Source organism: uncultured Xanthomonas sp. (genome assembly GCF_964278005.1).
Classification (GTDB): Bacteria; Pseudomonadota; Gammaproteobacteria; order Xanthomonadales; family Xanthomonadaceae; genus Xanthomonas_A; species Xanthomonas_A sontii.
On the sequence record NZ_CAXYKF010000006.1, the window covers coordinates 465,873 to 488,675 of the forward strand.

Here is a 22,803-nt window from a genome sequence, read left to right on the forward strand (position 1 = left end):
ACGTGACGGAGTTGCCATGAACATGAAACGCATTGCCACAATCGCCCTCTCGTCCGCGCTGGCGCTGGGTTTCATGGCGCCATCCGCATTCGCCTGGGGTCCGGGCGGTCCGGGCGGTCCGGGTCCCGGACCGGGCTGGGGCCCGCCGGGTCCTCCGGGTCCTCCGGGTCCTCCGGGGCCGCCGCCCCCGCCGCCGGGACCGGATCCGCGCGACCATGGCTGGTACGACCGCGGCTACCGCGATGCCGATCGCGAGCGCTACTGGCGCGACCGTGAGCGCGACCGCCGCGACGCCCGTCGCGCCTACGACCGCGGCTACCGCGACGGCTATCGCAACGGCCCGGACGTCGTCTACTACCGCCCGGGTCCGCCGCGCTGGGCGCGCGGCCAGCGCTACTACGGCCCGAACTACGTGGTCTACGACTACGACCGTTATCAGGTCCGGCGCCCGCCGTACGGCTACCGCTGGGTGCGCGACGACACCGGCAACCTGCTGCTGGTTGCCATCGCCACCGGCATCATCGCCGACCTGGTGCTCAGCGGCCGCTGAGCACCACCGCAGCACTGCCTGACGGCCTCCTTCGGGAGGCCGTCTGCGTTTTGGTTCGCCCTTGGCCGCGCGCGGGGCTTAAACTAGTCGTCTGCCTTCTGTTCATGCCCCCGGAGACCCGATGTTCCCGCGCGACGCCCGCATCGAAACCTACGATCCCGACCTGGCCCGCGCCATCGCCGCCGAAGCCGGCCGCCAGGAAGACCACGTCGAGCTGATCGCCAGCGAGAACTACTGCAGCCCGCTGGTCATGGAAGCGCAAGGCAGCCAGCTGACCAACAAGTACGCCGAAGGCTATCCGGGCAAGCGCTACTACGGCGGTTGCGAATTCGTCGACGTCGCCGAGCAGTTGGCCATCGACCGGGTCAAGCAATTGTTCGGCGCCGACTACGCCAACGTGCAGCCGCACAGCGGCTCGCAGGCCAACCAGGCGGTGTACTTCGCGCTGCTGCAGCCGGGCGACACCATCCTCGGCATGTCGCTGGCGCACGGTGGCCACCTGACCCACGGCGCCAAGGTCAACGCCTCCGGCAAGCTGTTCAACGCCGTGCAGTATGGCGTCGACGACCAGGGCCTGATCGACTACGACGAAGTCGAGCGCCTGGCCGTGGAGCACAAGCCGAAGATGGTGGTGGCGGGCTTCTCCGCCTACTCGCAGGTGATCGACTGGGCGCGCTTCCGCGCCATCGCCGACAAGGTCGGTGCTTACTTCTTCGTGGACATGGCGCACGTGGCCGGCCTGGTCGCCGCCGGTGTCTATCCGACCCCGCTGCCGCACGCGCACGTGGTCACCTCCACCACCCACAAGACCCTGCGCGGCCCGCGTGGCGGCATCATCGTCGCCAGTGCCGCCGGCGCCGGCGACAAGCTCGAGGATCTGTCCAAGAAGCTGCAGTCGATCGTGTTCCCCGGCATCCAGGGCGGCCCGCTGATGCACGTGATCGCGGCCAAGGCGGTGGCGTTCAAGGAAGCGCTGGAGCCGGAATTCACCCGCTATCAGCAGCAGGTGGTGAAGAACGCCCAGGCCATGGCCAAGACCCTGATCGCGCGCGGCTACAAGATCGTCTCCGGCGGCACCGAGAACCACCTGATGCTGGTGGACATGATCGGCCGCGACGTCTCCGGCAAGGACGCGGAAGCGGCGCTGGGCAAGGCCCACATCACCGTCAACAAGAACTCGGTGCCCAACGACCCGCGCTCGCCGTTCGTGACCTCGGGCCTGCGCCTGGGCACCCCGGCGATCACCACCCGCGGCTACCAGGAACAGGACTGCGTCGACCTGGCCAACTGGATCGCCGACGTGCTCGACGCCCCAGCCGACGACACGGTGCTGGCGCGCGTGCGCGACGCGGTGACCGCGCAGTGCCGCAAGTATCCGGTGTATGGCTGAAAAACGGGAATGGGGAATGGAGAATCGGGAATGGTTGAAAGTGCTAGCTGGCGCCTTTGGCGTTCCCATTCCCCATTCCCGTTTCCCCACTCCCGGCACCTATATGGCTGAGGCGGGAATGGAGAATGGAGAATCGGGAATGGTCAGAAGCGCTACGCTTGCGCTGTTGACGTTCCCATTCCCCATTCCCGTTTCCCCATTCCCGGCGCCCTGAATGCACTGCCCCTTCTGCCAGCACACCGATACCCGGGTGATCGATTCGCGCGTGTCCGAGGACGGCGCGACGATCCGCCGGCGTCGCGAGTGCGAGGCCTGCGGCGAGCGCTTCAGCACGCTGGAGACGATCGAACTCAAGCTGCCGACGGTGATCAAGAGCGACGGCGGCCGCGAGGCGTTCGATGCGCGCAAGCTGCGCACCAGCTTCGACCGCGCGCTGCAGAAGCGGCCGGTGGCCGAGGAGCAGATCGAGGCGGCGGTGCGTGCGGTGGTGCACCAGTTGCGCATGTCCGGCGAGCGCGAATTGCCCTCGATCCGGGTCGGCGAGTACGTGATGGCCGAGCTGCGCAAGCTCGACCACGTCGGCTACGTGCGCTTCGCCTCGGTGTACCGCAGCTTCCAGGACGTGGCCGATTTCCGCGAGGAGATCGAGAAGCTCGAGCGCGAGTTGCCGGTGGGCAGCGAGCAGTTGCCGCTGCTGGACCTGGTGCGCGCGGCCAAGCCGGGCGACAAGACCGGCAAGCGCTGAGCGCATGCGCATCGTCTGTCTGGCCGAGGCCGCGCAGCACATTCCCGCGCTGGCGCAGGAGCATCTGCAGGCGTTCGGCCCGCTGCTGCCGGAGTGGAACGTGGTCGAGGCCGAGGCCGACCTGCGCAGCCATCGCGACGACAAACGTATTCCCACCAGCTGGATCGCCCTGGACGGCGAGGACTGGCTGGGCTCGGTCAGCCTGCTGCAGAACGACGACGCGCGCATCCGCCAGTTTTCGCCGTGGCTGGCGACGCTGTACGTGCGGCCGCAGGCGCGCGGTGCCGGCGTCGGCGCCGCTTTGGTCGCGCACTGCGTGCAGGCTGCCGCGCGCTTCGGCGTGCAGTGGCTGTACCTGTACTGCGAACCGGTGCTGGTGCCGTTCTACGAGCGCCTGGGCTGGCAGCGCCATGCCGACCTGCCGCTCGGGTTGCTGCAGATCGTGGTGATGCGCCGCGACGTCAGCGCTGCTACCGCATCCGCATGAGCGCCGACGCCGTCCCCGGCTTCTCCGCCGACGACCATCGCTGGATGGCGCAGGCCCTGCGCCTGGCCGAGCGCGGCGCCTACACCACACGACCCAACCCGATGGTCGGCTGCGTGATCGTGCGCGACGGTGTCGTGGTGGGTGAGGGATTCCACCAGCGCGCCGGCGGGCCGCACGCGGAGGTGTTCGCGCTGCGCGCCGCCGGCGAACGCGCCCGTGGCGCCACCGCCTACGTGACCCTGGAGCCGTGCGCGCACTACGGCCGCACCCCGCCGTGCGCGCTGGCGCTGATCGAGGCCGGGGTGGCGCGGGTGGTGGCGGCGATGGCCGACCCGTTCCCGCAGGTCAATGGCGGCGGCTTCGCACTGCTGCGAGAGGCCGGCATCGCGGTGCAATCCGGGTTGATGCAGGCGCAGGCGCGCGCGCTCAATCGCGGTTTCCTGTCGCGGGTCGAGCGCGGCCGGCCTTGGTTGCGGATCAAGCTCGGCGCCAGCCTGGACGGACGCACCGCCCTGGCCAGCGGCGAATCGAAATGGATCACCGGCGCGGCGGCGCGCCAGGACGTGCAGCACTGGCGCGCCCGCGCCGGCGCCATCCTTACCGGCGCCGGCACCGTGCTGGCCGACGATCCGGCACTGACCGTGCGCCTGGACGCGGCGATCGAGGTGGCCCCGCCGCTGCGCGTGGTGCTGGACGCGCAACTGCGCAGCCTGGCGCAGGCCAAGGTCCGCGACGGCAGCGCACCGACCCTGTACCTGCATGCGCCGGACTGCGTGCCGCCGGCGCTGGCTCACGCCGCGTTCGCCGCGGTGCCGTTGCACGACGGCCGCTGCGACCTGCACGCGGCGCTGCGCCTGCTCGGCGAGCGCGGCATCAACGAGGTCCAGGTCGAGGCCGGGGCGACGCTGAGCGGTGCACTGCTGCGCGCCGGCCTGGTCGACGAGGTGCTGGTGTACATGGCGCCGCTCCTATTGGGCGATACCGCGCGTCCGCTGCTGGCCGGGCTCGGCATCGAGACCATGGCGCAGCGCGTACCGCTGCAATTGCAGGACGTGCGCCAGCTCGGCGACGACCTGCGTCTGCTGTTGCGGCCGGCGGCTGTGGATGCCTGACAAGGACGGTGCCGGCCACGGTGGCCTACCGTTCCCTACGATCGACGACGATGTATTACCGGTAGTCGAGCGAAAAAAGAAAGGTCCCGCTCGGGACCTTTCTTGATGGAGCTGTTTCGCGCTCAGAAGCTCGCGCGCACGCCCAGCCAGCCCTGGTTGCTGTGCTCGACGAACCGGAACTCGGTCACCAGACCCCAAGTCCGGGTGACGTTGACCTGGCCGCCAATTACACCGACGAACTTGCCCTGCTTCATCGCGTTGCCGTCGAAGTAGCCGCCCTTGATCCAGGCTTCGGTGCGTGCCGACGGCTTGCCGCGAACGCCGCCAGTGACCTGTCCGATGTTGGCATGATCCTTGGTCGTATAGCGGTCGCCGAGGAAATTCGACTTGAGTTCGAGCTGGCTGCGCTGGAACGCCGCATCGGCGACGAAGTCCAGTTTCTCGGTGAATTCCATGTGGTAGCCGATGCCGATCTCCGAATCGCTGGCGATGTACTTTTCGGTCAGGTCGTGGCTGCCGTCGTCGAAGATCGAGTAGTACCGGGTGTCGGTAACGCGGGTGTAGCCGCCGAACACGAAAACCTGGGGCGCAATGGCGACGGAGCCGCGCACATAGGCACCATCGAGAGCGTCCGATTTCGGGTCAAGGCGCGAGTAGCCGGCTTCGACATAGGTATAGCTCAGGCCCTCGGCCGACGCAGCAAAGGGTACGGCCGCCAACAGGGCAGCCAGGATCAGGGTGTTGCGCATGGGTGGTGCTCTCCGAATGAATGGCAGTGTCAGTGCCCCGTTGCAGGGCGGACACGGGCGACGTCGCTGTCGCCGTACGCATCTTAACAAATATTTCACATTGCTGTCTTGGGGGGCGGTCCTGCCGCGCGATGCAGTGTCCTGTCGTGATCGCCAGTGCGGCCCGGGCTCGCCTGACCGCGCCTGCTAGAATGCGCGAGCCGGTTCGCCGGCGACCACAAACGTCTTCAGGGCGGGGTGCGATTCCCCACCGGCGGTAGGTGCGTTCGCGCACGAGCCCGCGAGCGCTTCCCGGCGCAGGTGCGACGCGCCGAATCGGGAAGGTCAGCAGATCCGGTGCGATGCCGGAGCCGACGGTATAGTCCGGATGAAAGAAGACGGCCTTCGCGCAGCCTTGCGGCTGTGCGCGTGCCTGTTTGCCTTGTGGCGTTTTTCGCTCACCCCATTGCGAGAAACGTAGCTATGTTCACCGGAATCATCGAAGGCGTCGGCCACCTCGCCGCACGCCAGCCGCAGGGCGGCGATCTCCGCTTCACCTTCGCCACCGGCAGCCTGCCGTTCGCCGACGTGCGCCTGGGCGAGAGCATCGCGGTCAACGGCGTGTGCCTGACCGTGGTCGCCTTCGACGCGGCCTCGTTCCAGGCCGACGCCTCCACCGAGACCCTGGCGCTGACCACGCTTGGCCGCCTGGCCGAGGGCGCGATACTGAACCTGGAGCGGGCGATGCGCCCCAGCGACCGCCTCGGCGGGCACCTGGTCAGCGGCCATGTCGACGGCCTCGGCGAGGTGCTGTCGATTCACGACGATGCGCGCGCGCAGCGCTGGCGTTTCGCCGCGCCGGCGCCGCTGCTGCGCTACATCGCCAAGAAGGGCTCGATCTGCGTGGACGGGGTCAGCCTCACCGTCAATGAAGTCGACGCCGAAGGCTTCGAGGTCGCGCTGATTCCGCACACCGTGGCGCATACCGCGTTCGCGCAGACCGCCGTCGGCGCGGCGGTGAACCTGGAGATCGACCTGGTCGCGCGCTACGTCGAACGCCTGTTGCAGGGCCGCCAGGACTGATCCTGGCCGCGTCCGGCCTTCTGCCTATCCGCCACGCTGCGCCGCTGCCTGTGGCGCGCGCGGCACCTTCCGTCTTTCCGCGAGTCCCCGCATGTCGCCTTCCGTTACCCCGAGCCTGAATTTCGCCTCCGTTCCCGAGCTGCTGGAAGAACTCCGTGCCGGCCGCATGGTGGTCATCGTCGACGACGAGGACCGCGAGAACGAGGGCGACCTGATCATGGCCGCCGAGCTGGTCAAGCCCTCGGACATCAACTTCATGGTCACCCACGCGCGCGGCCTGGTGTGCCTGTCGCTGACCCGCGAGCGCTGCGCGCAGCTCGGCCTGGCGCCGATGGTCCAGCGCAACACCGCGCAGTTCCATACCAACTTCACCGTCAGCATCGAGGCCGCCGAGGGCGTCACCACCGGCATCTCCGCCTACGACCGCGCCCACACCGTGCGCACCGCGGTCAAGCCGGACGCCAAGCCGCACGACCTCAGCCAGCCCGGCCACATCTTCCCGCTGATCGCCCAGCCGGGCGGGGTGCTGACCCGTGCCGGCCACACCGAGGCCGCCAGCGACCTGCCGATGCTGGCGGGGCTGGAGCCGGCCGGCGTGCTGGTGGAAGTGCTCAATCCCGACGGCAGCATGGCGCGGCGTCCGCAACTGGAAGCGTTCGCCCGCACCCACGGGCTGAAGATGGGCTCGATCGCCGACCTGATCGCCTACCGCCTGGCCACCGAGCACACCGTCGAACGCATCGACGAGCGGCCGATCGAGACCGAGTTCGGTGGCTTCACCCTGGTCACCTACCGCGACCGCATCGCCCACGACCTGCACTTCGCCCTGGTCCGCGGCACCCCGGACGCCGACACCCCGACCCTGGTGCGGGTGCAGGTGGAGAACCCGCTGGCCGACCTGCTGCACTGGCGCCGCGACGACTTCGGCGTGGCCGCCAGCGACGCCTTGCGCGCGATCGCCGCCGCCGAGCGCGGGGTGATGGTGGTGCTGTCGGCGCCGCGCGACAGCGAGGCCTTGCTGGCGCGGCTGCGCGCGCAGCCGGAGGCGGCGCACGGCAAGGACGTGGGCCAGTGGCGGCGCAACGGCGCCGGCAGCCAGATCCTGGCCGACCTGGGCCTGGGCAAGCTGCGCGTACTCGGCACGCCGCGCCGGCAGATCGGCCTGGCCGGGTTCGGGCTGGAGGTGGTGGAGCACGTAGAGCCGGGAATCGGAATCCGGGACCCGGGACCCGGGAAAGCCTGATCCCGACGCGCGACCTCGTTTGCTTCTCCCGGGCCCCGGGTCCCGGGTCCCGGCTGCTAAACTCTCCCACCCCCTCAAGCTGCCACCGCCATGTCCCACTACGAAGGCGACCTCCGCACTCCCGAGTCGGCGCGTTTCGCGATCATCGCCAGCCGCTGGAACGCCCGTATCACCGACGTGCTGGTCGCCGGCGCGCGGCAGAGCCTGGCCGGCAACGGCATCGCCGATGATGCGGTGGACGTGATCCGGGTGCCGGGCGCGTGGGAGCTACCGCTGGTCGCCGCCCGCCTGGCCGCGGCCGGCAAGCATGCCGCGATCATCGCGCTGGGTTGCGTGATCCGCGGCGACACCCGCCACTACGAACATGTCGCCGACGGCTGCGCCGAGGGCCTGCTGCGGGTGTCGCTGGACTTCCGCATCCCGGTGCTCAACGGCGTGCTCGCCGTGGAGCAGGTCGAGGACGCCGAGGCGCGCGCCGGCGGCAGCCATGGCAACAAGGGCGAGGAAGCGGCGCTGAGCGCGCTGGAGATGGTCAACCTGCTGGAGCTGCTGCCGTGAACAAACCCGCTGGCCACAAGCACCACCCACGCCGCGACGGCGTGGATCCGGTTCTGCGTTCGCGCGCGCGCCGGCGTGCGCTGCAGGCGATCTACGCCTGGCAGATCTCCGGTGGCAACGCCCAGCACGTGATCGCGCAGTTCGCGCACGAGCAGGCGCACGAGATCGCCGACCTGGTGTACTTCGAGAACCTGGTCGAAGGCGTGCTCAAGCACCGCGCCGAACTGGACGCAGCGCTGGTCGGCTACCTGGACCGCACGGTCGAGGAAGTGGACGCGATCGAACGCGCGGTACTGCGCCTGGCCGCCTACGAACTGCTGCACCGCATGGACGTGCCGTACCGCGTGGTGATCAACGAAGCCATCGAGACCGCCAAGCGCTTCGGCTCCGAGCACGGCCACACCTACGTCAACGGCGTCCTGGACCGCGCCGCGCTGGAATGGCGCGCGGTGGAGTCGGGGGGCTGAGGGGCTGGGAATGGGGAAAAGGGAATGGGGAATGGCAAAAGCAACTGCCGTCCCCTCCGAGATCGCCGGCGCGCCGGTTGTTGCTCCTGCTTTTCCCATTCCCGACTCCCCATTCCCGATTCCCAGCCCTCCAATGCCCGAATTCGATCTGATCGAGCGCCTGCGTGCGCGCAGCCGGGCGCGGGACGACCTGCCGCTGGGCATCGGTGACGATGCGGCCTTGCTGCTGCCGCCGCCGGGGGAGTTGCTGGCGATCACCACCGATACGCTCAACGCCGGGGTGCATTTCCCGGCCGAGACCGCGGCCGCCGACATCGGCTGGAAGACGCTGGCGGTGAATCTGTCCGACCTGGCGGCGATGGGCGCGCAGCCGCGCTGGTGCACGCTGTCGCTGTCGCTGCCGCAGGTCGACATGGCCTGGGTCGATGCGTTCGCCGAGGGCTTCTTCGCCCTGGCCGATGTGCACGGCATCGGCCTGGCCGGCGGCGACACCACGCGCGGGCCGCTGGCCTTGTCGGTCACCGCGATCGGCAGCGTGCCGGCGACGATGGCGCTGCGCCGCGATGCCGCGCAGCCGGGCGACGAGGTCTGGGTGACCGGCCAGCCGGGCGAAGCCGCCGCGGCGCTGGCGCTGTGGCAGGCCGGGCGCCTCGACGTGACCGCGCCCGCCGCCGATCCCGTGCACGAACGCCTGCGCCAGCGCCTGCTGCGGCCGACGCCGCGGGTGCAGGTGGGCCTGCGCCTGCGTGGCCTGGCGCGGGCCTGCGTGGACGTCTCCGACGGTCTGCTGGCCGACCTGGAGCACATCTGCGCGCGCAGCGGCGTCGGCGCCGAACTGGAGCTGGCCGCGCTGCCGGCGGTCGCCGCCCCGGCCGACGCGGACCCTGCGCAGGTGCACGCCTGGCAGCTGGGCGGTGGCGACGACTACGAACTGTGCTTCACCGCCGACCCGGCGCAGCGCGCGGCGATCGGGCAGGCGCTGCAGGCGGTCGGGGTCACGGCGACGCCGATCGGGCGCATCGTCGCCGGCAAGGGCATCGCGGTGCGCGATGCCGACGGCCAGCGGTGGCAGCCGCCGCGAAGCGGCTACCAGCACTTTTTGAGCTGAGCCGCGTGGCCTGAGCGTGTGCCGGCCACCGGCCGCGGCGCCAGCACGTTTGGGCCGCCCGCCAAGGTCCTTCCATACTGTGCCGCACTGCGGCGTGAATATCGCCCGTACCCGGTGGTACGGTCCGCCTGCCCGGCCCCGTGTCGAGCCCTTGTCATCGTTCTGGCAGTACCGTTCCGGCAGCCGGCCATCCCGGTCCGGCGCCGCTTGGGAGGCAGTCCATGCGCATGTCCGTGTCACGTCGCATCGCCCTTGGCGCGATGTTGCTGGTGTTCTCCGCCGCCGCGGCTGCGGCCGGCTTCACCAAGCAGTACCAGAGCATTTCCAGTTTCGATGGCACCAAGCTCGGCGCGCTCGTCCTGGTGCCGCAAGGGCAGGGCCCGGGGCCATTCCCGCTGGTGGTGATGCCGGCCAGCTGGTCGCTGCCCAACCTGGAATACGTGGGCCGCGCCAGCGAACTGGCCAACGACGGCTACGTGGTGGTCAGCTACACCTCGCGCGGCTTCTGGGATTCGCAGGGGCTGATCGACATCGCCGGGGCACCGACGGTGGAGGACGTCAGCGCAGTGATCGACTGGGCGCTGGCCAACACCCCGGCCGACGCCAAGGCGATCGGTGTCTCGGGTATCTCCTACGGCGCCGGCACCAGCCTGCTCGCCGCCGCGCGCGACCCGCGGATCAAGGCGGTGGCCGCGCTCAGCGGCTGGGCCGATCTGCAGGCCTCGCTGTACGCCAACAGCACCGTGAGCCAACAGGGCGTGGGACTGCTGGTTGCCGCCGGGGTCGCCACCGGTCGGCCCGGTCCGGACCTGGCGCGGATCACCGCGCACGTGGCGGTGGGCGACTACGACGGCGCGGTGCAGGGCTTCCTGCCCAAGGCGGCCGAACGCGGGGTGATCAACGAGGTGCAGGCGCTCAACCGCAACGGCCCGGCGGTGCTGATGGCCAATGCGTTCAACGATGGCCTGTTCCCGCCGAACCAGTACATCAACCTGTACAACCGGTTGAGCGTGCCCAAGCATCTGATGTTCAGCCAGGGCGACCACGCCACCGCCGAACTGCCGGGCGCGCTGGGCCTGCCGAACCAGGTGTATACCGAGGCCACGCGCTGGTTCGACCGCTACCTGAAAGGCCGCGACAACGGCGTGGACCGTGAAGCGCCGGTGCAGCTGTCGACCCTCGGCGGCACCTGGCTCAGTTATGCCGACTGGAACAGCGTACAGGCCGGCGCCACCCGCTACGGCCTGACCGGCCCCAGCGGCCTGTTGTTGCCGACCGGGTCGCTGACCAGCGGCAACAGCAGCGGCTGGAACTACCGCATCGCCACCGGCGTGCCGACCCTGGCCGATTCCGGCGTGGTGATGGTGAGCGGCCTGCTGCAGGGTCTCGGCCAGCCGGTGACCACCTCGATCCCGCTGGTCAGCCGCGCCGGCGCCGCGGTGTGGAGCGGCCCGGTGCTGTCCAGCGACAAGCGCCTGGCCGGCGCGCCGTCGTTGCGGCTGACGGTGACCCCGAGCCAGTCCAACGTGTCGTTGTTCGCTTATCTGTACAGCATGGACGGCACGGGTTCGGCGCAGTTGCTGAGCCATGTGCCGTACACCCTGCGCAACGCGACCCCGGGCACACCGGTGACGCTCGACCTGGCGCTGCAGGCGACCGCGGTCGAGATCCCGGCCGGCCGCCGCCTGGTGCTGGTGGTGGACACCACCGATCCGCGCTATACCTCGGCCAGCCGCTTCGGCGGCACCGTGAGCTTCAGCTCGCCGACGGCGACGCCGTCGTTCTTGAGTGTGCCGTTGCACTGAGGTACTTGGCGTTTCCCTTCTCCCACCGGGAGAAGGTGCCCCGCAGGGGCGGATGAGGGTAGGGCGTAACCTCGTACAGCTGGATCAGCCCAGCGCTTCGCTTGCCGGACCCTCACCCCAACCTCTCTCCCGGCGGGAGAGGGGCTTTGGCCTCTCCCTTCTCCCACCGGGAGAAGGTGCCCCGCAGGGGCGGATGAGGGTACGGCACCACGCATCGCCACAGCAGCGCGCACACCACGCCAGCACAGCACACGAATTTACGCAGCTTTTATTCGAACCCGCCTGCGCTTTGCAACGAAGATATCCGGCGATTCCTATACTTTCCGCGCTGACGACGGGGATGCTTGCGTGGAATCGATGGCTGCAATCTTGAGCGTGTCGCAGGCCGCACCGATCGCCTGCAGGCGCCGCGTGCCGCAGACGCAACGGCGTGCCGTCCGCGCCCGCGTGGCGGCCATGCCGCGTGCGCCGCGACACCACCATAGCTGCCGCAGCGCGCTGCAGCATCCGCCGCCACACGGCAGCGCGCGTTCACTGCACGCGCGTTGACGACATAACGCCGCCGCCACCGCGGCGCTGCATTCCAACTCCCTCCCCGCGATGCGCCACCCGGCGTATCGCCTGCGATGGCGCGTGCGCGTGAGGCGGCGCGCCGTCGTTGCCCCCTCCACCCAACGAAGGACGGCTCGTTGCGAGCCGACGTCGCGATGTCCATGAAGTTCCATCCCCTGTTCCTGTCCCTGGCCGTGCTGTGCGCCGGCGATGCCGCCGCCGTGGGTCTGGCTGCGCCCGTGTCGGAGGCGATGCCGACGTCGGAGCCCGCCCCCGTGCCGCAGGCACGCAGCGCCGATTGTTCCAATGGCTTCTTCTCGCGCCTGGCCTCGGCCTATCGCGAGGATGCGCAACCGGCCGATCCCGATGCGCCGACGCCGGCACGCCGCGGCCTGGCGGCGCCGTTCTCCTCGCCGCCGTTCCCGTCGGCCGAATGGCAGCTCGGCGCGGTGGACTACCCGGTCGGCGTGCCCAACGAGAATGCGCAGTACCCGGTCGAGAAGGCGCTGGCCTGCACGCGCGTGGGGCAGTGGATGCAGCGCAACCGCATCGAGCTGTACGGCTGGATCAATCCTTCGCTCAACGCCAGCACGTCCTCGCGCAGCAACTATCCGCTGTCCTACTCCACGCGGCCCAACCGCGGCGAGTTCAACCAGGCGCTGATCCGCCTGCAGCGCGTGCCGGACACGGTGCAGACCGACCATGTCGACTGGGGCTTCCACCTCGACGACCTGTACGGCTACGACTACCACTACACCACGATGAAGGGCGTCACCAGCGACCAGTTGCTGCACCACCCGCAGCCCAACAGCGCGCTCAACGGCAAGATCTACGGCAACGATCCGATGATCGCGCACGTGGACCTGTACCTGCCGTCGGTGGCGCAGGGCATGCTGGTCACGGTCGGCCGCTACCTGTCGCTGCCGGACATCGAGGCGCAGTTCTCGCCGAACAACTACCTGTTGACCCATTCGATCCTGTACACGGTCGATGCCTATACCAACATGGGCATCCTCACCACCACCAAGCTCAACGACCAGTGGACGCTGCAGCTCGGCGTGCATGGCGGCGACGATTCGGCGATCTGGGACGCGACCAGCCGCCTGAGCGCGCAGGCCTGCCTGCGCTGGGTCTCCAAGAGCAACGACGACATGCTGTATCCGTGCGTGGAGTCGTACAACAACGCCGCGCAGACCTACAACAACCTGCAGGAATTCGTGCTCACCTGGGGCCACCGCTTCTCGCCGAAGGTGCACATGCTCACCGAGGCCTACCACATCTACGTGCGCGACCAGGCGCTGGCCACCGATCCGTCGCAGTCGCACGCGCCGACCGGGCGCCCGGGCTATGCGCTGGGCGAGGCGCCGGACTTCCCGCTGGGGCGCAGCACTGCCGACGCCATCGTCAACTACGTCAACATCCAGCTCGGCGCGTCGGACATGCTGGCGATCCGCAACGAGTTCGTGAACGACCACGACGGCCAGCGCACCGGTTTCGCCACGCGCTACTCCAGCCACACCATCGGCCTCACCCACTGGGTGTCGCAGGACCTGGAGATCCGCCCGGAGCTGCGCTACGAGCATGCCTACGATTTCCCCGCCTACGACGGCGGGCGCCGCAACCATCAGGCGACGGCGCTGATCGACGCGATCCTGCATTACTGAGGTCGTCGCGCGCTGCCGTGCAGGCGGCGGCGCGGCGCCGGCAGACGTGGCGCACGCCCCTGCGTCGCGCGGTTTTACGCAGAATTTATGCGTGCCGCGCGCCTTCGCCACGGAGAGTTTATGGCGACGGCTTCGATAATGCCGGCCTGGGCCAGAAGGCCTGTCCGACCCGGCGTGCGTGGCCATGTTGCGCTTCCCTTCTGCCTCCGTGCGCATGCCGCGTCCGGCGGTGTTCCCACACGATTGCGGCCTGCCCTGCGGCGGGCCGTCCCTTTGTTTCGGAGTTGAGACATGAGCGGTTGGCTTTCGTTCGTTTGCGGCGTGGCGGTGATCGTCGCGGCCGGTTACCTGCTGTACGTGATCCTGCGCCCCGAAGATTTCTGAGCCGAGTGCCACTTCCATGATCGATACATTGCTTGTCTATGCGCTCGCGCTGCTGCTGGGATGGCCGCTGGGCCTGTACCTGGCCAAGGTGATGCGCGGGGTGCCGATGCGCGGCGACGCGCTGTTCGGCTGGATCGAACGCCCGCTGTACCGCCTGCTCGGCACCGATCCGGCGCGCGGTATGCACTGGCGCGCCTATGCCGGCGCGTTCCTGGCCAGCAACCTGGTGCTGGGCGCGCTGGTGTTCGTGCTGTTCGTGACCCAGGCCTGGCTGCCGTTCAATCCGGATGCGGTGCCCAACATGCGCTGGGACGTGGCCTTGCACACCATGGTCTCGTTTCTGACCAACACCAATCAGCAGCACTACTCGGGCCAGGCGCAGCTGTCGTACCTGTCGCAGGCGGTGGGCGTGGTCGGCCTGCAGTTCATCACCCCGATGATGGGCCTGGCGCTGGTCGCGGCGACGCTGCGCGGCCTGTTCGGTGGGCGTGGCCAGGATGCGCCGCGCAAGGCGGCCGCGACTGGCGGCGAGACGGCGCAGGAGGTCGATCTCGGCAACTACTGGGCCGACGTGATCCGTCCGACCCTGCGCTTCCTGCTGCCGCTGTGCCTGCTGTGGACGCTGCTGCTGACCCAGCAGGGCGTGCCTTCGACGCTGGCGGCCGGTCCGGTCGCCACGCCGCTGGACGCCAGCGCCGGCCAGCAGACGCAGAAGATCCCGCTCGGCCCGGTCGCGGCGATGGTGGCGATCAAGCAGCTCGGCACCAACGGCGGCGGCTGGTACGGCCCCAACAGCGCGATGGCGCTGGAAAATCCCACGCCGTTCTCCAACCTGCTGGAGATGTTGGGCATCGTGCTGATCCCGGTGGCGGTGGCGTTCATGGTCGGCCCCTTCACCGGGCGCCGCAAGTTCACCGCGCTGGTATTCGGCAGCATGCTGGTGATGTCGCTGGCGTCCACCGCGGTATCGCTGTGGGCCGAAGGCCACGCGCCCGGCAGTGCCGCGCTGATGGAGGGCAAGGAGGTGCGCTTCGGCGTCGATGCCTCGGCGGCCTGGTCGTCGCTGACCACGCAGACCTCCAACGGCTCGGTCAACGCCATGCACGATTCGCTGGCGCCGCTGACCGGTGGCGTGGCGATGGTCAACATGCTGATCAACGCGATCTGGGGCGGCATCGGTTGCGGCCTGCAGCAGTTCCTGGTGTACCTGCTGCTGAGCGTGTTCCTGGCCGGGCTGATGACCGGGCGCACCCCGGAACTGTTCGGACGCAAGATCGAGGCACCGGAAGTGCGTCTGCTGGCGCTGCTGATCCTGCTGCAGCCGCTGGTGCTGCTCGGCTTCACCGCGGTCACCCTGGCGCTGCCGGCCTCGATCTCGGCGACCTCCAATCCGGGCTTCCACGGCATCAGCCAGGTGTTCTACGAGTACACCTCGGCGTTCGCCAACAACGGCTCCGGGTTCGAGGGGCTGGGCGACGGCATTCCATGGTGGAACCTGAGCTGCACCGTGGTGCTGCTGCTGGGCCGCTATCCGGCGCTGATCGTGCCGCTGATCGTGGCCGCGCAACTGGCGCGCAAGCGGGTGGCGCCGGAAACCGGCGGCAGCCTGCAGGTGGAAACCCCGACCTTCGCGCTGACCCTGATCGCGGTCATCGCGATCCTGACCGTTCTGCAATTCACGCCGGCTTTGGTGTTGGGACCGATCGCCGATCACCTGACCCTGGCCGCGCACTGAGACGACGACGATGAGCACCCCGCTTCCTTCTACTTCCGTGGCTTCTTCGCCGGCGCGCCGGCCTGGGCTGTTCGATGCCGCGGCGCTGCGCGCGGCCTTGCGCGACAGCGTGCTGAAGCTGTCGCCGCGGCACCTGCTGGGCAGCCCGGTGATGGCCGTGGTGTTCGCCGGCACGCTGCTGTCGGCACTGATCACCGTGGCCGGCCAGGGCCCGGCCGGCTTCGGCTGGGCGGTGACCGCGATCCTGCTGGTCACCGTGCTGTTCGGCAACTTCGCCGAGGCGGTGGCCGAGGCCCGCGGCCGCGGCCAGGCCGCCTCGCTGCGGCGTGCGCGCAAGGACCTGGTGGCGCGCCGGGTCGCCAGTGTGCGGCTGGACGGCGAGACCAGCGTGCCCGCCGCCGAACTGCGCCCGGGCGACCTGGTGGTGGTGTCGGCTGGCGAGCTGATCCCGGCCGATGGCGAGATCGTGCACGGCCTGGCCACCATCAACGAGGCCGCAGTCACCGGCGAATCGGCACCGGTGCTGCGCGAGGCCGGCACCGACCGCTCCGGCGTCATCGGCGGCACCAAGGTGCTGTCCGACGAGATCCTGGTGAAGGTCACCGCCGAGCCGGGCCACAGCTTCCTGGACCGGATGATCGCGCTGGTGGAAGGCGCCAACCGGCAGAAGACGCCGAACGAGATCGCGCTGACCATGCTGCTGGCGGCGATGACCCTGACCTTCCTGATCGTGGTCGCCTCGCTGCCGGCGATCGCCGGCTTCGTCGGCGTGCACGTGGATCCGCTGCTGCTGATCGCGCTGCTGGTGTGCCTGATCCCGACCACCATCGGCGGGTTGCTGCCGGCGATCGGCATCGCCGGCATGAACCGCGCGCTGTCGGCCAACGTGCTGGCCAAGTCGGGCAAGGCGGTGGAAGTGGCCGGCGACGTCGACGTGCTGCTGCTGGACAAGACCGGCACCATCACCCACGGCGACCGCCAGGCCACCGTGTTCCATGCGCTCAGTGGCGTGGACGTGGCGCAGCTGCGCGAGGCGGCGATGCTGTCGTCGCTGGCCGACCCGACCCCGGAAGGCAAGTCGATCGTGCGCCTGGCGCGCGAACAGGGCCTGCCGCCGGCCGATCCGGCGGGCGCCGAGTTCGTCGCCTTCACCGCGCAGACGCGCATGTCCGGTGTCGATCTGCCGGCCAACGGCATGCAGCTGCCGCGGTCGATCCGCAAGGGCGCCGCCGATGCGTTGATCCGCCACGTCACCGCGCTGGGCGGGCAGGTGCCGGCGGAACTGAAGAGCCGCGTCGAGCAGGTCGCGCGCAGCGGCGCCACGCCGCTGGTGGTGGCCGAGGGCCGGCACGTGCTGGGCGTGGTCGAGCTGTCGGACGTGGTCAAGCACGGCGTGCGCGAGAAGTTCGCGCGGCTGCGCGCGATGGGCGTCAAGACGGTGATGATCACCGGCGACAACCCGCTCACCGCTGCGGCCATCGCCGCCGAGGCCGGCGTCGACGACTACATCGCCGAGGCCACGCCCGAGGACAAGCTGGCGCGCATCCGCCAGGAGCAGGCCGGCGGACGACTGGTGGCGATGGTCGGCGACGGCACCAACGACGCGCCGGCGCTGGCCCAGGCCGACGTCGGCCTGGCGATGAACTCCGGCACCCAGGCGGCCAAGGAGGCCGGCAACATGGTCGATCTGGATTCGGATCCGGCCAAGCTGCTGGCGGTGGTGGAAGTGGGCAAGCAGCAGCTGATCACCCGCGGCGCACTGACCACCTTCTCGCTGGCCAACGACGTGTCCAAGTACTTCGCGATCCTGCCGGCGCTGTTCGCCGCCTCGATCCCGCAGATGGCCGCGCTGAACGTGATGCGCCTGTCCAGCCCGACCAACGCGGTGCTGGCGGCGTTGATCTTCAATGCGCTGGTGATCCCGGCGCTGATCCCGCTGGCGCTGCGTGGCGTGCGCTTCACCCCGTCCTCGGCGACCTCGCTGCTGCGCCGGAACATGCTGATCTACGGCGTGGGCGGCGTGCTGCTGCCGTTCGTCGGGATCAAGGCCATCGATCTGCTGCTGGTGGCGCTGGGCTGACCCCGGCGCCGATTCTCACGCTCCTTCGGAATTACCTCCATGACCGTGTCTTCCGTTTCCCTTCGCGAACCGATGCGCTGGCGCGCGGTGCTGGTGCTGCCGCTGCTGGTGCTCGCGTCCGCGGCGCTGTACTCGTTGCTGGCCACCGTGCTGGCCGGCGCGCTGTTCCCCGAGCAGGCCAACGGCAGCCTGCGCACGCGCGATGGCCGCGTGGTCGGCTCGGCGCTGGTGGCGCAGCCGTTCGCCGCCGCCGGCTACTTCCAGCCGCGTCCGTCCGGCGCCAAGTACGACCCGATGTCGGCGGCCGGCAGCAACCAGGCGCGCAGCAACCCCGACCTGCGCAAGCGCCTGGACGCCACCCGCCAGGCGGTGGCCGCACGCGAGGGCATCGACCCGGCGCAGGTGCCGGACGACCTGGTCACCCAGTCCGGCAGCGGCATGGACCCTGACATCAGCGTCGCCGCGGCGCGCATCCAAGTGGCGCGCGTGGCCGCCGCGCGCGGCCTGCCGCCGCAGACCGTCGCCGCCCTGGTCGCCGCGCAGACCCAGCCGCGCCAGTTCGGCGTGCTGGGGGAGCCGCGGGTGAACGTGCTGGCGCTGAATTTGGCCTTGGATGCCGGGAATGGGGAAACGGGAATCGGGAATGTGAAGGAGCAAAAGCGGTAAGGCGCGTCGCGCTGTAGGCTTTGCGATTCCCCATTCCCAATTCCCCATTCCCAGCAGCAAATGCCCGACCCCCGCACCCAACAGGCCGACGCCCTGATCGGCGAACTGCAGCGCGAGCGCGGCGGGCGCCTGACCGTGTTCCTCGGCGCGGCGCCGGGGGTCGGCAAGACCTACGCGATGCTGTCGCGCGCGCGGCAGTTGCAGCAGCAGGGCAGCAACCTGGTGGTCGGCGTGGTCGAGACCCACGGCCGCGCCGAGACCGCGGCGCTGCTGGAAGGCCTCACCGTGCAGCCGCGGCGGCGGCTGGAGTACCGCGGCCGTACTCTGGACGAGATGGACCTGGATGCGCTGCTGGCGCTGCGTCCGCCGCTGGTGCTGGTGGACGAGCTGGCGCATCGCAACGCGCCGGGCAGCCGTCACGAGCGGCGCTGGCAGGACGTACAGGAACTGCTCGACGCCGGCATCGACGTCTACAGCACGGTCAACATCCAGCACCTGGAAAGCCTCAACGACGTCGTCCACCGCATCACCGGCGTGCGCGTCAGCGAGACCGTGCCCGATGCGATCTTCGACCGCCTGCGCGACATCGTGCTGGTCGACCTGCCGCCACGCGAGCTGATCGAACGCCTGCAGCAGGGCAAGGTCTACCTGCCCGAGCAGGCCGGGCAGGCGCTGCAGGCGTTCTTCTCGCCGTCCAACCTGGCCGCGCTGCGCGAGCTGGCGATGCAGACCGCCGCCGACCGCGTCGACAACGACCTGCGCGACGTGCAGGCCGCGCAGGGCCGCACCAGCGTCGCCCTGCGGCGCACGGTGATGGTGGCGATCGACGGGCGTGGCCAGTCCGACTACCTGGTGCGGGTGGCGCGGCGCCTGGCCGAGCGCCGCGGCGCGCCATGGACGGTGGTCACCGTGCAGACCCAGGCGCAGCCGGATGCCGACTGGCAACTGGAGATCGACCGCGCCTTCGCGCTGGCGCGCCGGCTGGGCGGCGAGGCCGCGCTGCTGCACGGCGCCAACGTCGCCGACGCCTTGCTCGACCATGCCGCGCGCAGCGGCGTGTCCACGCTGGTGCTGGGCCGCACCCGCGAGCGCCCGCTGGCGCGCATGATCAACCGCACCCTGACCCAGCAACTGCTGCAACGCGGCGCGCACTACGAACTGGTGATCATCAGTTCGCCGGAAGCGCGCGCGCGGGCGCGGCGGCGCTGGCGCAGCCCCGCGCACTGGCTGTCGCGCGACGACCTGCTGTTCGCCACGGTGGCCTCGGCGCTGGCGGTGGTGGTCGCCTGGATCGCCGAAAGTTGGGTCGGCATCGACGACCTGTCGATGGTGTTCATCGTCGCAGTGGTGATGGTGGCATCGAAGACGCGGATGACCGCGGCGGTGCTGGCGGCGCTGTTGAGCTTCTTCAGCTACAACTTCTTCTTCATCGAACCGCGCTTCACCTTCCAGATCGGCGCGCGCCAGGGCGTGGTCACGGTGCTGCTGTTCCTGGTCGCGGCCCTGGTCGCCGGGCGCCTGGCCTCGCGCCTGCGCATGCAGGTGCTGGCGCTGCGCGCGGTCAACGCGCAGACCACCGCACTGCAGCGCCTGGGCCGCGAACTGACCAGTGCCGCCGACCTCGGCCAGGTGCTGGAGGCCGGGCGCCGCGCGCTCGCCGGCACCCTCGACGCCGAGGCCTGGCTGCGCCTGCAGCCGCTGGAGCGCGCGCATGACGGCGCTGACGACTACGCGCCGACGATGGCCGCGGTGGACCGCAGCGCCGCCGACTGGGCGCAGCGCCACGGCCAGGCCACCGGTCGCTTCACCGATACGCTGGCCGGCGCGAGCTGGTGGTTCCTGCCGGTGCGCCACGAGCGCGGCACCATCGGCGTGGTCGGCTTGCGCTTCGGCGCCGGCGTGCAGCGCCCGGGCCTGGAGCAGCAGCGCCTGGCCGAGGCGATGGTGGAGGACATCGGCCAGGCCGCGCTGCGCACGCGGCTGGTCGCCGACCTGGAGAGCGCGCGGGTCAGCGGCGAGACCGAGCGGCTGCGCTCGGCCCTGCTGTCCTCGGTCTCGCACGACCTGCGCTCGCCGCTGGCGGCGATGATCGGCGCGGCCAGCAGCCTGTCCAGCTACGGCAAGGCGATGGACGCGGACGACCGCCGCAGCCTGCTCGAGACGATCCAACTGGAAGGCGAACGCCTGGACCGCTACATCCAGAACCTGCTGGACATGACCCGGCTCGGTCACACCGGGCTGACCTTGAACCGCGACTGGATCGGCGTGGACGAACTGATCGGCTCGGCCGCGCGGCGCCTGCAGCGCTACCAGCCGCAGGTGCGCCTGGACATCGCCCTGTCCGCCGAGCTGCCGACGCTGTGGGTGCACCCGGCGCTGGTCGAGCAGGCGATCTTCAACGTGTTGGAGAATGCGGCCAAGTTCTCGCCGGCGGATGCGGCGATCCGCGTCGCCGCGGGCATGGTCGAGGGCCGCCTGCGCATCGACATCAGCGACCGCGGCCCGGGCATTCCCGAGGACGAGCGCGCGCGCATCTTCGACATGTTCTACAGCGTCGAGCGCGGCGACCGCGGCCGCCATGGCACCGGCTTGGGCCTGACCATCTGCCAGGGCATGATCGGCGCGCACGGCGGCAGCGTCGAGGCGCTGCCCGGCCCCGATGGCCGCGGCACCACGATCCGCATTACCCTGCCGCTCATCGAACCCGCCGCGCCGCCGTCTCGCCCCGATGCCGACTGAGTCCCACGCCGATCCGATTCCGCCGCCGCGCGTGCTGGTCATCGACGACGAGCCGCAGATCCGCCGTTTCCTCGACATCAGCCTGCGCGCGCAGGGCTACCGCGTGCTGCAGGCCGACACCGGCGCCGCTGGCCTGGCGCAACTGGCCGCGCACGGCGCCGAGCTGGTGGTGCTGGACATCGGCCTGCCCGACCAGGACGGGCACAGCGTGCTGCGCGAACTGCGGCAATGGTCGTCGGTGCCGGTGATCATGCTGACCGTGCGTGCCGGCGAGGACGAGAAGGTGCAGGCGCTGGACGCCGGCGCCAACGACTACGTGACCAAGCCGTTCGGCGTGCAGGAACTGATGGCGCGCATCCGCGTGCTGCTGCGCATGCAGCCGGTGGCCGGCGAGGCCGAGCCGGTGTTCGACGACGGCCACCTGCACATCCACCTGGGCCTGCGCGAGGTCCGCCTGGACGGCGAGGCGCTGCCGCTCAGTCGCAAGGAGTACGCGCTGCTCGCCCTGCTGCTGCGACACAGCGGCCGCGTGGTGACGCAGCCGCAACTGCTGCGCGAACTGTGGGGCCCCACCCACCAGGACGACACCCACTACCTGCGCATCCTGGTCGGCAAGCTGCGGCAGAAACTCGGCGACAGCGCCGTGGCCCCGCGTTATATCGCCACCGAGCCGGGGGTGGGGCTGCGCTTCATCGGGGTGCAGTGCGCGCCTCATGGCGCGCCAGGGACGATCTGAATCCTGTCCCCAGATTCTGCCGAATCTTCCTGCGCCCAGCGCAGCGGCAACGATGCGGAGCAGACGGCCTGTCCTCAATGGCCCGATGCGCCAGTTCCTCCCCAATCTCGTGGACCTATTGCCGGCCCGTCGGGAGTCGCCCGATCACGCGGGCATGCGGATGAACGCGCACGCGCAGCAGGCACTGATCCGGATTGCGCCGGCGGCGATGCAACACGCTATTCTCGCCTTCAAATTCCATGTCTCGGGCGATGCTGATGACCGCCCAGTAAGGTAGGCAGCATGAAGCACGCACACTATCGCGCCATTGCGTTCGTCATGCTGTCGCATATCGCGGTAGCTGCTGACGCCCGGGACACGCTATCGGCACTGGCGTCGGCAACCCCTCTGCAGGCCACGTATGCAGATGAAACGCCGCGTGGCTTGTCGCAGGTTGTCCTCGGCAGGCAGAGCATTGTCTTCGGTAATGCAAACGTCGAACTCGTCACCCGATATCAAGGAACGCTGAAGACGCATCCTCGGGCGGACGAGGATTTTTTCTCAAACACGATGGACGGTGCAGATCTTTATTCCGTCACGAACAGGAATGACGAAGGTTTCCGGAAGTTGGGGAGTTCGCATATTCGTTCAGTGGCGTTGCTCAGAGAAACCGATGCCCAAGGAGCTGCCTCCCTCGTGCTGTGTCTCTCCGACTACGAAGATCTCAATCACTATTTCTACAAGGATCGAACCTTCACCACTTGCACGAGGTTTTCTTTGGGCAAGGGGGCGTTGGCATTGCCGCACGAACCTGGCGCATCTGTTCGATAGGCCGGCTCGCTGCCAGGCGCGGTTGCATGCGGTTTCTGGATCCTCGCTGGGAGATGCCAGCGTAAGAGTCAGGACGCGGGCTGTCTTTCCGGCGCTCGCGGCTTGTAGCTTGTATGGCGCGGCCAGGCTGGTCGCCCGCCATCGCAGCGCGGAACGCCACG

Annotated in this window: 21 protein-coding genes and 1 riboswitch; of the genes, 20 read left to right on the forward strand and 1 reads right to left on the reverse strand. The window is 69.6% G+C overall.

Features of this window, described 5'->3' with window-relative positions; genetic code table 11:
• Nucleotides 1-16 precede the first annotated feature (16 nt).
• The 5 genes from ACHWVH_RS04400 to ribD all read left to right on the forward strand — a co-directional run bounded on the left by ACHWVH_RS04400 (nucleotide 17) and on the right by ribD (nucleotide 4,284).
• Nucleotides 17-550, forward strand: a complete 534-nt coding sequence (locus tag ACHWVH_RS04400; protein WP_394686734.1) for an RcnB family protein — start codon at nucleotides 17-19, stop codon at nucleotides 548-550.
• 121 nt (nucleotides 551-671) lie between these two features.
• A complete protein-coding gene (gene glyA / locus ACHWVH_RS04405; RefSeq protein ID WP_017912204.1) occupies nucleotides 672-1,940 on the forward strand; it encodes a serine hydroxymethyltransferase in 1,269 nt (422 codons plus the stop codon).
• A 214-nt stretch (nucleotides 1,941-2,154) separates the two neighbouring features.
• Nucleotides 2,155-2,685 carry a transcriptional regulator NrdR gene (gene nrdR / locus ACHWVH_RS04410; protein WP_010340907.1) on the forward strand — a complete coding sequence of 177 codons (531 nt, stop codon included), beginning with the start codon at nucleotides 2,155-2,157 and terminating at the stop codon, nucleotides 2,683-2,685.
• A 4-nt stretch (nucleotides 2,686-2,689) separates the two neighbouring features.
• Nucleotides 2,690-3,172, forward strand: a complete 483-nt coding sequence (locus ACHWVH_RS04415) for a GNAT family N-acetyltransferase (RefSeq protein WP_267082009.1) — start codon at nucleotides 2,690-2,692, stop codon at nucleotides 3,170-3,172.
• On the forward strand, nucleotides 3,169-4,284 hold the full coding sequence (ribD, locus tag ACHWVH_RS04420; RefSeq protein ID WP_394686735.1) for a bifunctional diaminohydroxyphosphoribosylaminopyrimidine deaminase/5-amino-6-(5-phosphoribosylamino)uracil reductase RibD: 1,116 nt from the start codon (nucleotides 3,169-3,171) through the stop codon (nucleotides 4,282-4,284). The genes ACHWVH_RS04415 and ribD overlap by 4 nt, the downstream gene beginning before the upstream one ends.
• Nucleotides 4,285-4,406: 122 nt before the next feature.
• Here ribD and ACHWVH_RS04425 read toward each other — a convergent pair whose 3' ends face one another.
• Complete coding sequence (locus ACHWVH_RS04425; protein ID WP_394686736.1) at nucleotides 4,407-5,033, reverse strand: hypothetical protein; 627 nt, start codon at nucleotides 5,031-5,033, stop codon at nucleotides 4,407-4,409.
• A 219-nt stretch (nucleotides 5,034-5,252) separates the two neighbouring features.
• A riboswitch (FMN riboswitch) is annotated at nucleotides 5,253-5,416 on the forward strand.
• Nucleotides 5,417-5,495: 79 nt separating this feature from the next.
• Between ACHWVH_RS04425 and ACHWVH_RS04430 the strand changes: the two genes are divergently transcribed.
• From ACHWVH_RS04430 to ACHWVH_RS04500, 15 genes are all read left to right on the forward strand, one after another.
• Entirely contained in the window at nucleotides 5,496-6,095 is a 600-nt protein-coding gene (locus ACHWVH_RS04430; protein ID WP_394686737.1) for a riboflavin synthase, read from the forward strand.
• Between the two features lie 115 nt (nucleotides 6,096-6,210).
• The gene (gene ribB / locus ACHWVH_RS04435) at nucleotides 6,211-7,338 is read left to right on the forward strand and encodes a 3,4-dihydroxy-2-butanone-4-phosphate synthase (protein WP_394686812.1); all 1,128 of its coding nucleotides are present in this window, start codon (nucleotides 6,211-6,213) and stop codon (nucleotides 7,336-7,338) included.
• A 90-nt stretch (nucleotides 7,339-7,428) separates the two neighbouring features.
• Nucleotides 7,429-7,896 (forward strand): 6,7-dimethyl-8-ribityllumazine synthase, encoded by a 468-nt coding sequence (gene ribH, locus ACHWVH_RS04440; protein ID WP_017910047.1) that lies wholly within the window; start codon nucleotides 7,429-7,431, stop codon nucleotides 7,894-7,896.
• Complete coding sequence (gene nusB / locus ACHWVH_RS04445; RefSeq protein WP_017910046.1) at nucleotides 7,893-8,363, forward strand: transcription antitermination factor NusB; 471 nt, start codon at nucleotides 7,893-7,895, stop codon at nucleotides 8,361-8,363. Before ribH ends, nusB begins: the two co-directional genes overlap by 4 nt.
• Nucleotides 8,364-8,496: 133 nt before the next feature.
• A complete protein-coding gene (thiL, locus tag ACHWVH_RS04450; RefSeq protein WP_394686738.1) occupies nucleotides 8,497-9,471 on the forward strand; it encodes a thiamine-phosphate kinase in 975 nt (324 codons plus the stop codon).
• A gap of 221 nt (nucleotides 9,472-9,692) precedes the next feature.
• On the forward strand, nucleotides 9,693-11,276 hold the full coding sequence (locus ACHWVH_RS04455) for a CocE/NonD family hydrolase (protein ID WP_394686739.1): 1,584 nt from the start codon (nucleotides 9,693-9,695) through the stop codon (nucleotides 11,274-11,276).
• A 707-nt stretch (nucleotides 11,277-11,983) separates the two neighbouring features.
• Nucleotides 11,984-13,492 (forward strand): outer membrane beta-barrel protein, encoded by a 1,509-nt coding sequence (locus tag ACHWVH_RS04460; RefSeq protein WP_394686740.1) that lies wholly within the window; start codon nucleotides 11,984-11,986, stop codon nucleotides 13,490-13,492.
• A 291-nt stretch (nucleotides 13,493-13,783) separates the two neighbouring features.
• Nucleotides 13,784-13,876, forward strand: coding sequence for a potassium-transporting ATPase subunit F (locus ACHWVH_RS04465; RefSeq protein ID WP_010341961.1), 93 nt, complete (start codon nucleotides 13,784-13,786; stop codon nucleotides 13,874-13,876).
• A gap of 16 nt (nucleotides 13,877-13,892) precedes the next feature.
• On the forward strand, nucleotides 13,893-15,611 hold the full coding sequence (gene kdpA, locus ACHWVH_RS04470; protein ID WP_394686741.1) for a potassium-transporting ATPase subunit KdpA: 1,719 nt from the start codon (nucleotides 13,893-13,895) through the stop codon (nucleotides 15,609-15,611).
• A gap of 10 nt (nucleotides 15,612-15,621) precedes the next feature.
• Entirely contained in the window at nucleotides 15,622-17,691 is a 2,070-nt protein-coding gene (gene kdpB / locus ACHWVH_RS04475) for a potassium-transporting ATPase subunit KdpB (RefSeq protein ID WP_394686742.1), read from the forward strand.
• Nucleotides 17,692-17,730: 39 nt separating this feature from the next.
• Entirely contained in the window at nucleotides 17,731-18,357 is a 627-nt protein-coding gene (kdpC, locus tag ACHWVH_RS04480) for a potassium-transporting ATPase subunit KdpC (RefSeq protein WP_394686743.1), read from the forward strand.
• 60 nt (nucleotides 18,358-18,417) lie between these two features.
• Complete coding sequence (locus tag ACHWVH_RS04485; RefSeq protein ID WP_267086345.1) at nucleotides 18,418-21,096, forward strand: sensor histidine kinase KdpD; 2,679 nt, start codon at nucleotides 18,418-18,420, stop codon at nucleotides 21,094-21,096.
• On the forward strand, nucleotides 21,086-21,832 hold the full coding sequence (locus ACHWVH_RS04490) for a response regulator (RefSeq protein WP_152235536.1): 747 nt from the start codon (nucleotides 21,086-21,088) through the stop codon (nucleotides 21,830-21,832). Before ACHWVH_RS04485 ends, ACHWVH_RS04490 begins: the two co-directional genes overlap by 11 nt.
• Before the next feature lie 85 nt (nucleotides 21,833-21,917).
• Entirely contained in the window at nucleotides 21,918-22,109 is a 192-nt protein-coding gene (locus ACHWVH_RS04495) for a hypothetical protein (protein WP_152235537.1), read from the forward strand.
• 5 nt (nucleotides 22,110-22,114) lie between these two features.
• The gene (locus ACHWVH_RS04500) at nucleotides 22,115-22,642 is read left to right on the forward strand and encodes a hypothetical protein (protein ID WP_267085431.1); all 528 of its coding nucleotides are present in this window, start codon (nucleotides 22,115-22,117) and stop codon (nucleotides 22,640-22,642) included.
• Nucleotides 22,643-22,803 lie beyond the last annotated feature (161 nt).

Excerpts from the sequence above, each read along its gene's own strand:
- kdpA (WP_394686741.1), top strand. The coding sequence starts at position 13,893 with ATGATCGATACATTGCTTGTCTATGCGCTCGCGCTGCTGCTGGGATGG.
- glyA (WP_017912204.1), top strand. The coding sequence starts at position 672 with ATGTTCCCGCGCGACGCCCGCATCGAAACCTACGATCCCGACCTGGCC.
- ACHWVH_RS04430 (WP_394686737.1), top strand. The coding sequence starts at position 5,496 with ATGTTCACCGGAATCATCGAAGGCGTCGGCCACCTCGCCGCACGCCAG.
- kdpC (WP_394686743.1), top strand. The coding sequence starts at position 17,731 with ATGACCGTGTCTTCCGTTTCCCTTCGCGAACCGATGCGCTGGCGCGCG.
- kdpB (WP_394686742.1), top strand. The coding sequence starts at position 15,622 with ATGAGCACCCCGCTTCCTTCTACTTCCGTGGCTTCTTCGCCGGCGCGC.
- ACHWVH_RS04465 (WP_010341961.1), top strand. The coding sequence starts at position 13,784 with ATGAGCGGTTGGCTTTCGTTCGTTTGCGGCGTGGCGGTGATCGTCGCG.
- ribD (WP_394686735.1), top strand. The coding sequence starts at position 3,169 with ATGAGCGCCGACGCCGTCCCCGGCTTCTCCGCCGACGACCATCGCTGG.
- ribH (WP_017910047.1), top strand. The coding sequence starts at position 7,429 with ATGTCCCACTACGAAGGCGACCTCCGCACTCCCGAGTCGGCGCGTTTC.
- ACHWVH_RS04485 (WP_267086345.1), top strand. The coding sequence starts at position 18,418 with ATGCCCGACCCCCGCACCCAACAGGCCGACGCCCTGATCGGCGAACTG.
- nrdR (WP_010340907.1), top strand. The coding sequence starts at position 2,155 with ATGCACTGCCCCTTCTGCCAGCACACCGATACCCGGGTGATCGATTCG.
- thiL (WP_394686738.1), top strand. The coding sequence starts at position 8,497 with ATGCCCGAATTCGATCTGATCGAGCGCCTGCGTGCGCGCAGCCGGGCG.
- ACHWVH_RS04425 (WP_394686736.1), bottom strand. The coding sequence starts at position 5,033 with ATGCGCAACACCCTGATCCTGGCTGCCCTGTTGGCGGCCGTACCCTTT.
- ACHWVH_RS04460 (WP_394686740.1), top strand. The coding sequence starts at position 11,984 with ATGTCCATGAAGTTCCATCCCCTGTTCCTGTCCCTGGCCGTGCTGTGC.
- ACHWVH_RS04495 (WP_152235537.1), top strand. The coding sequence starts at position 21,918 with ATGCGCCAGTTCCTCCCCAATCTCGTGGACCTATTGCCGGCCCGTCGG.
- ACHWVH_RS04415 (WP_267082009.1), top strand. The coding sequence starts at position 2,690 with ATGCGCATCGTCTGTCTGGCCGAGGCCGCGCAGCACATTCCCGCGCTG.
- ACHWVH_RS04490 (WP_152235536.1), top strand. The coding sequence starts at position 21,086 with ATGCCGACTGAGTCCCACGCCGATCCGATTCCGCCGCCGCGCGTGCTG.
- ACHWVH_RS04500 (WP_267085431.1), top strand. The coding sequence starts at position 22,115 with ATGAAGCACGCACACTATCGCGCCATTGCGTTCGTCATGCTGTCGCAT.
- ACHWVH_RS04455 (WP_394686739.1), top strand. The coding sequence starts at position 9,693 with ATGCGCATGTCCGTGTCACGTCGCATCGCCCTTGGCGCGATGTTGCTG.
- ACHWVH_RS04400 (WP_394686734.1), top strand. The coding sequence starts at position 17 with ATGAACATGAAACGCATTGCCACAATCGCCCTCTCGTCCGCGCTGGCG.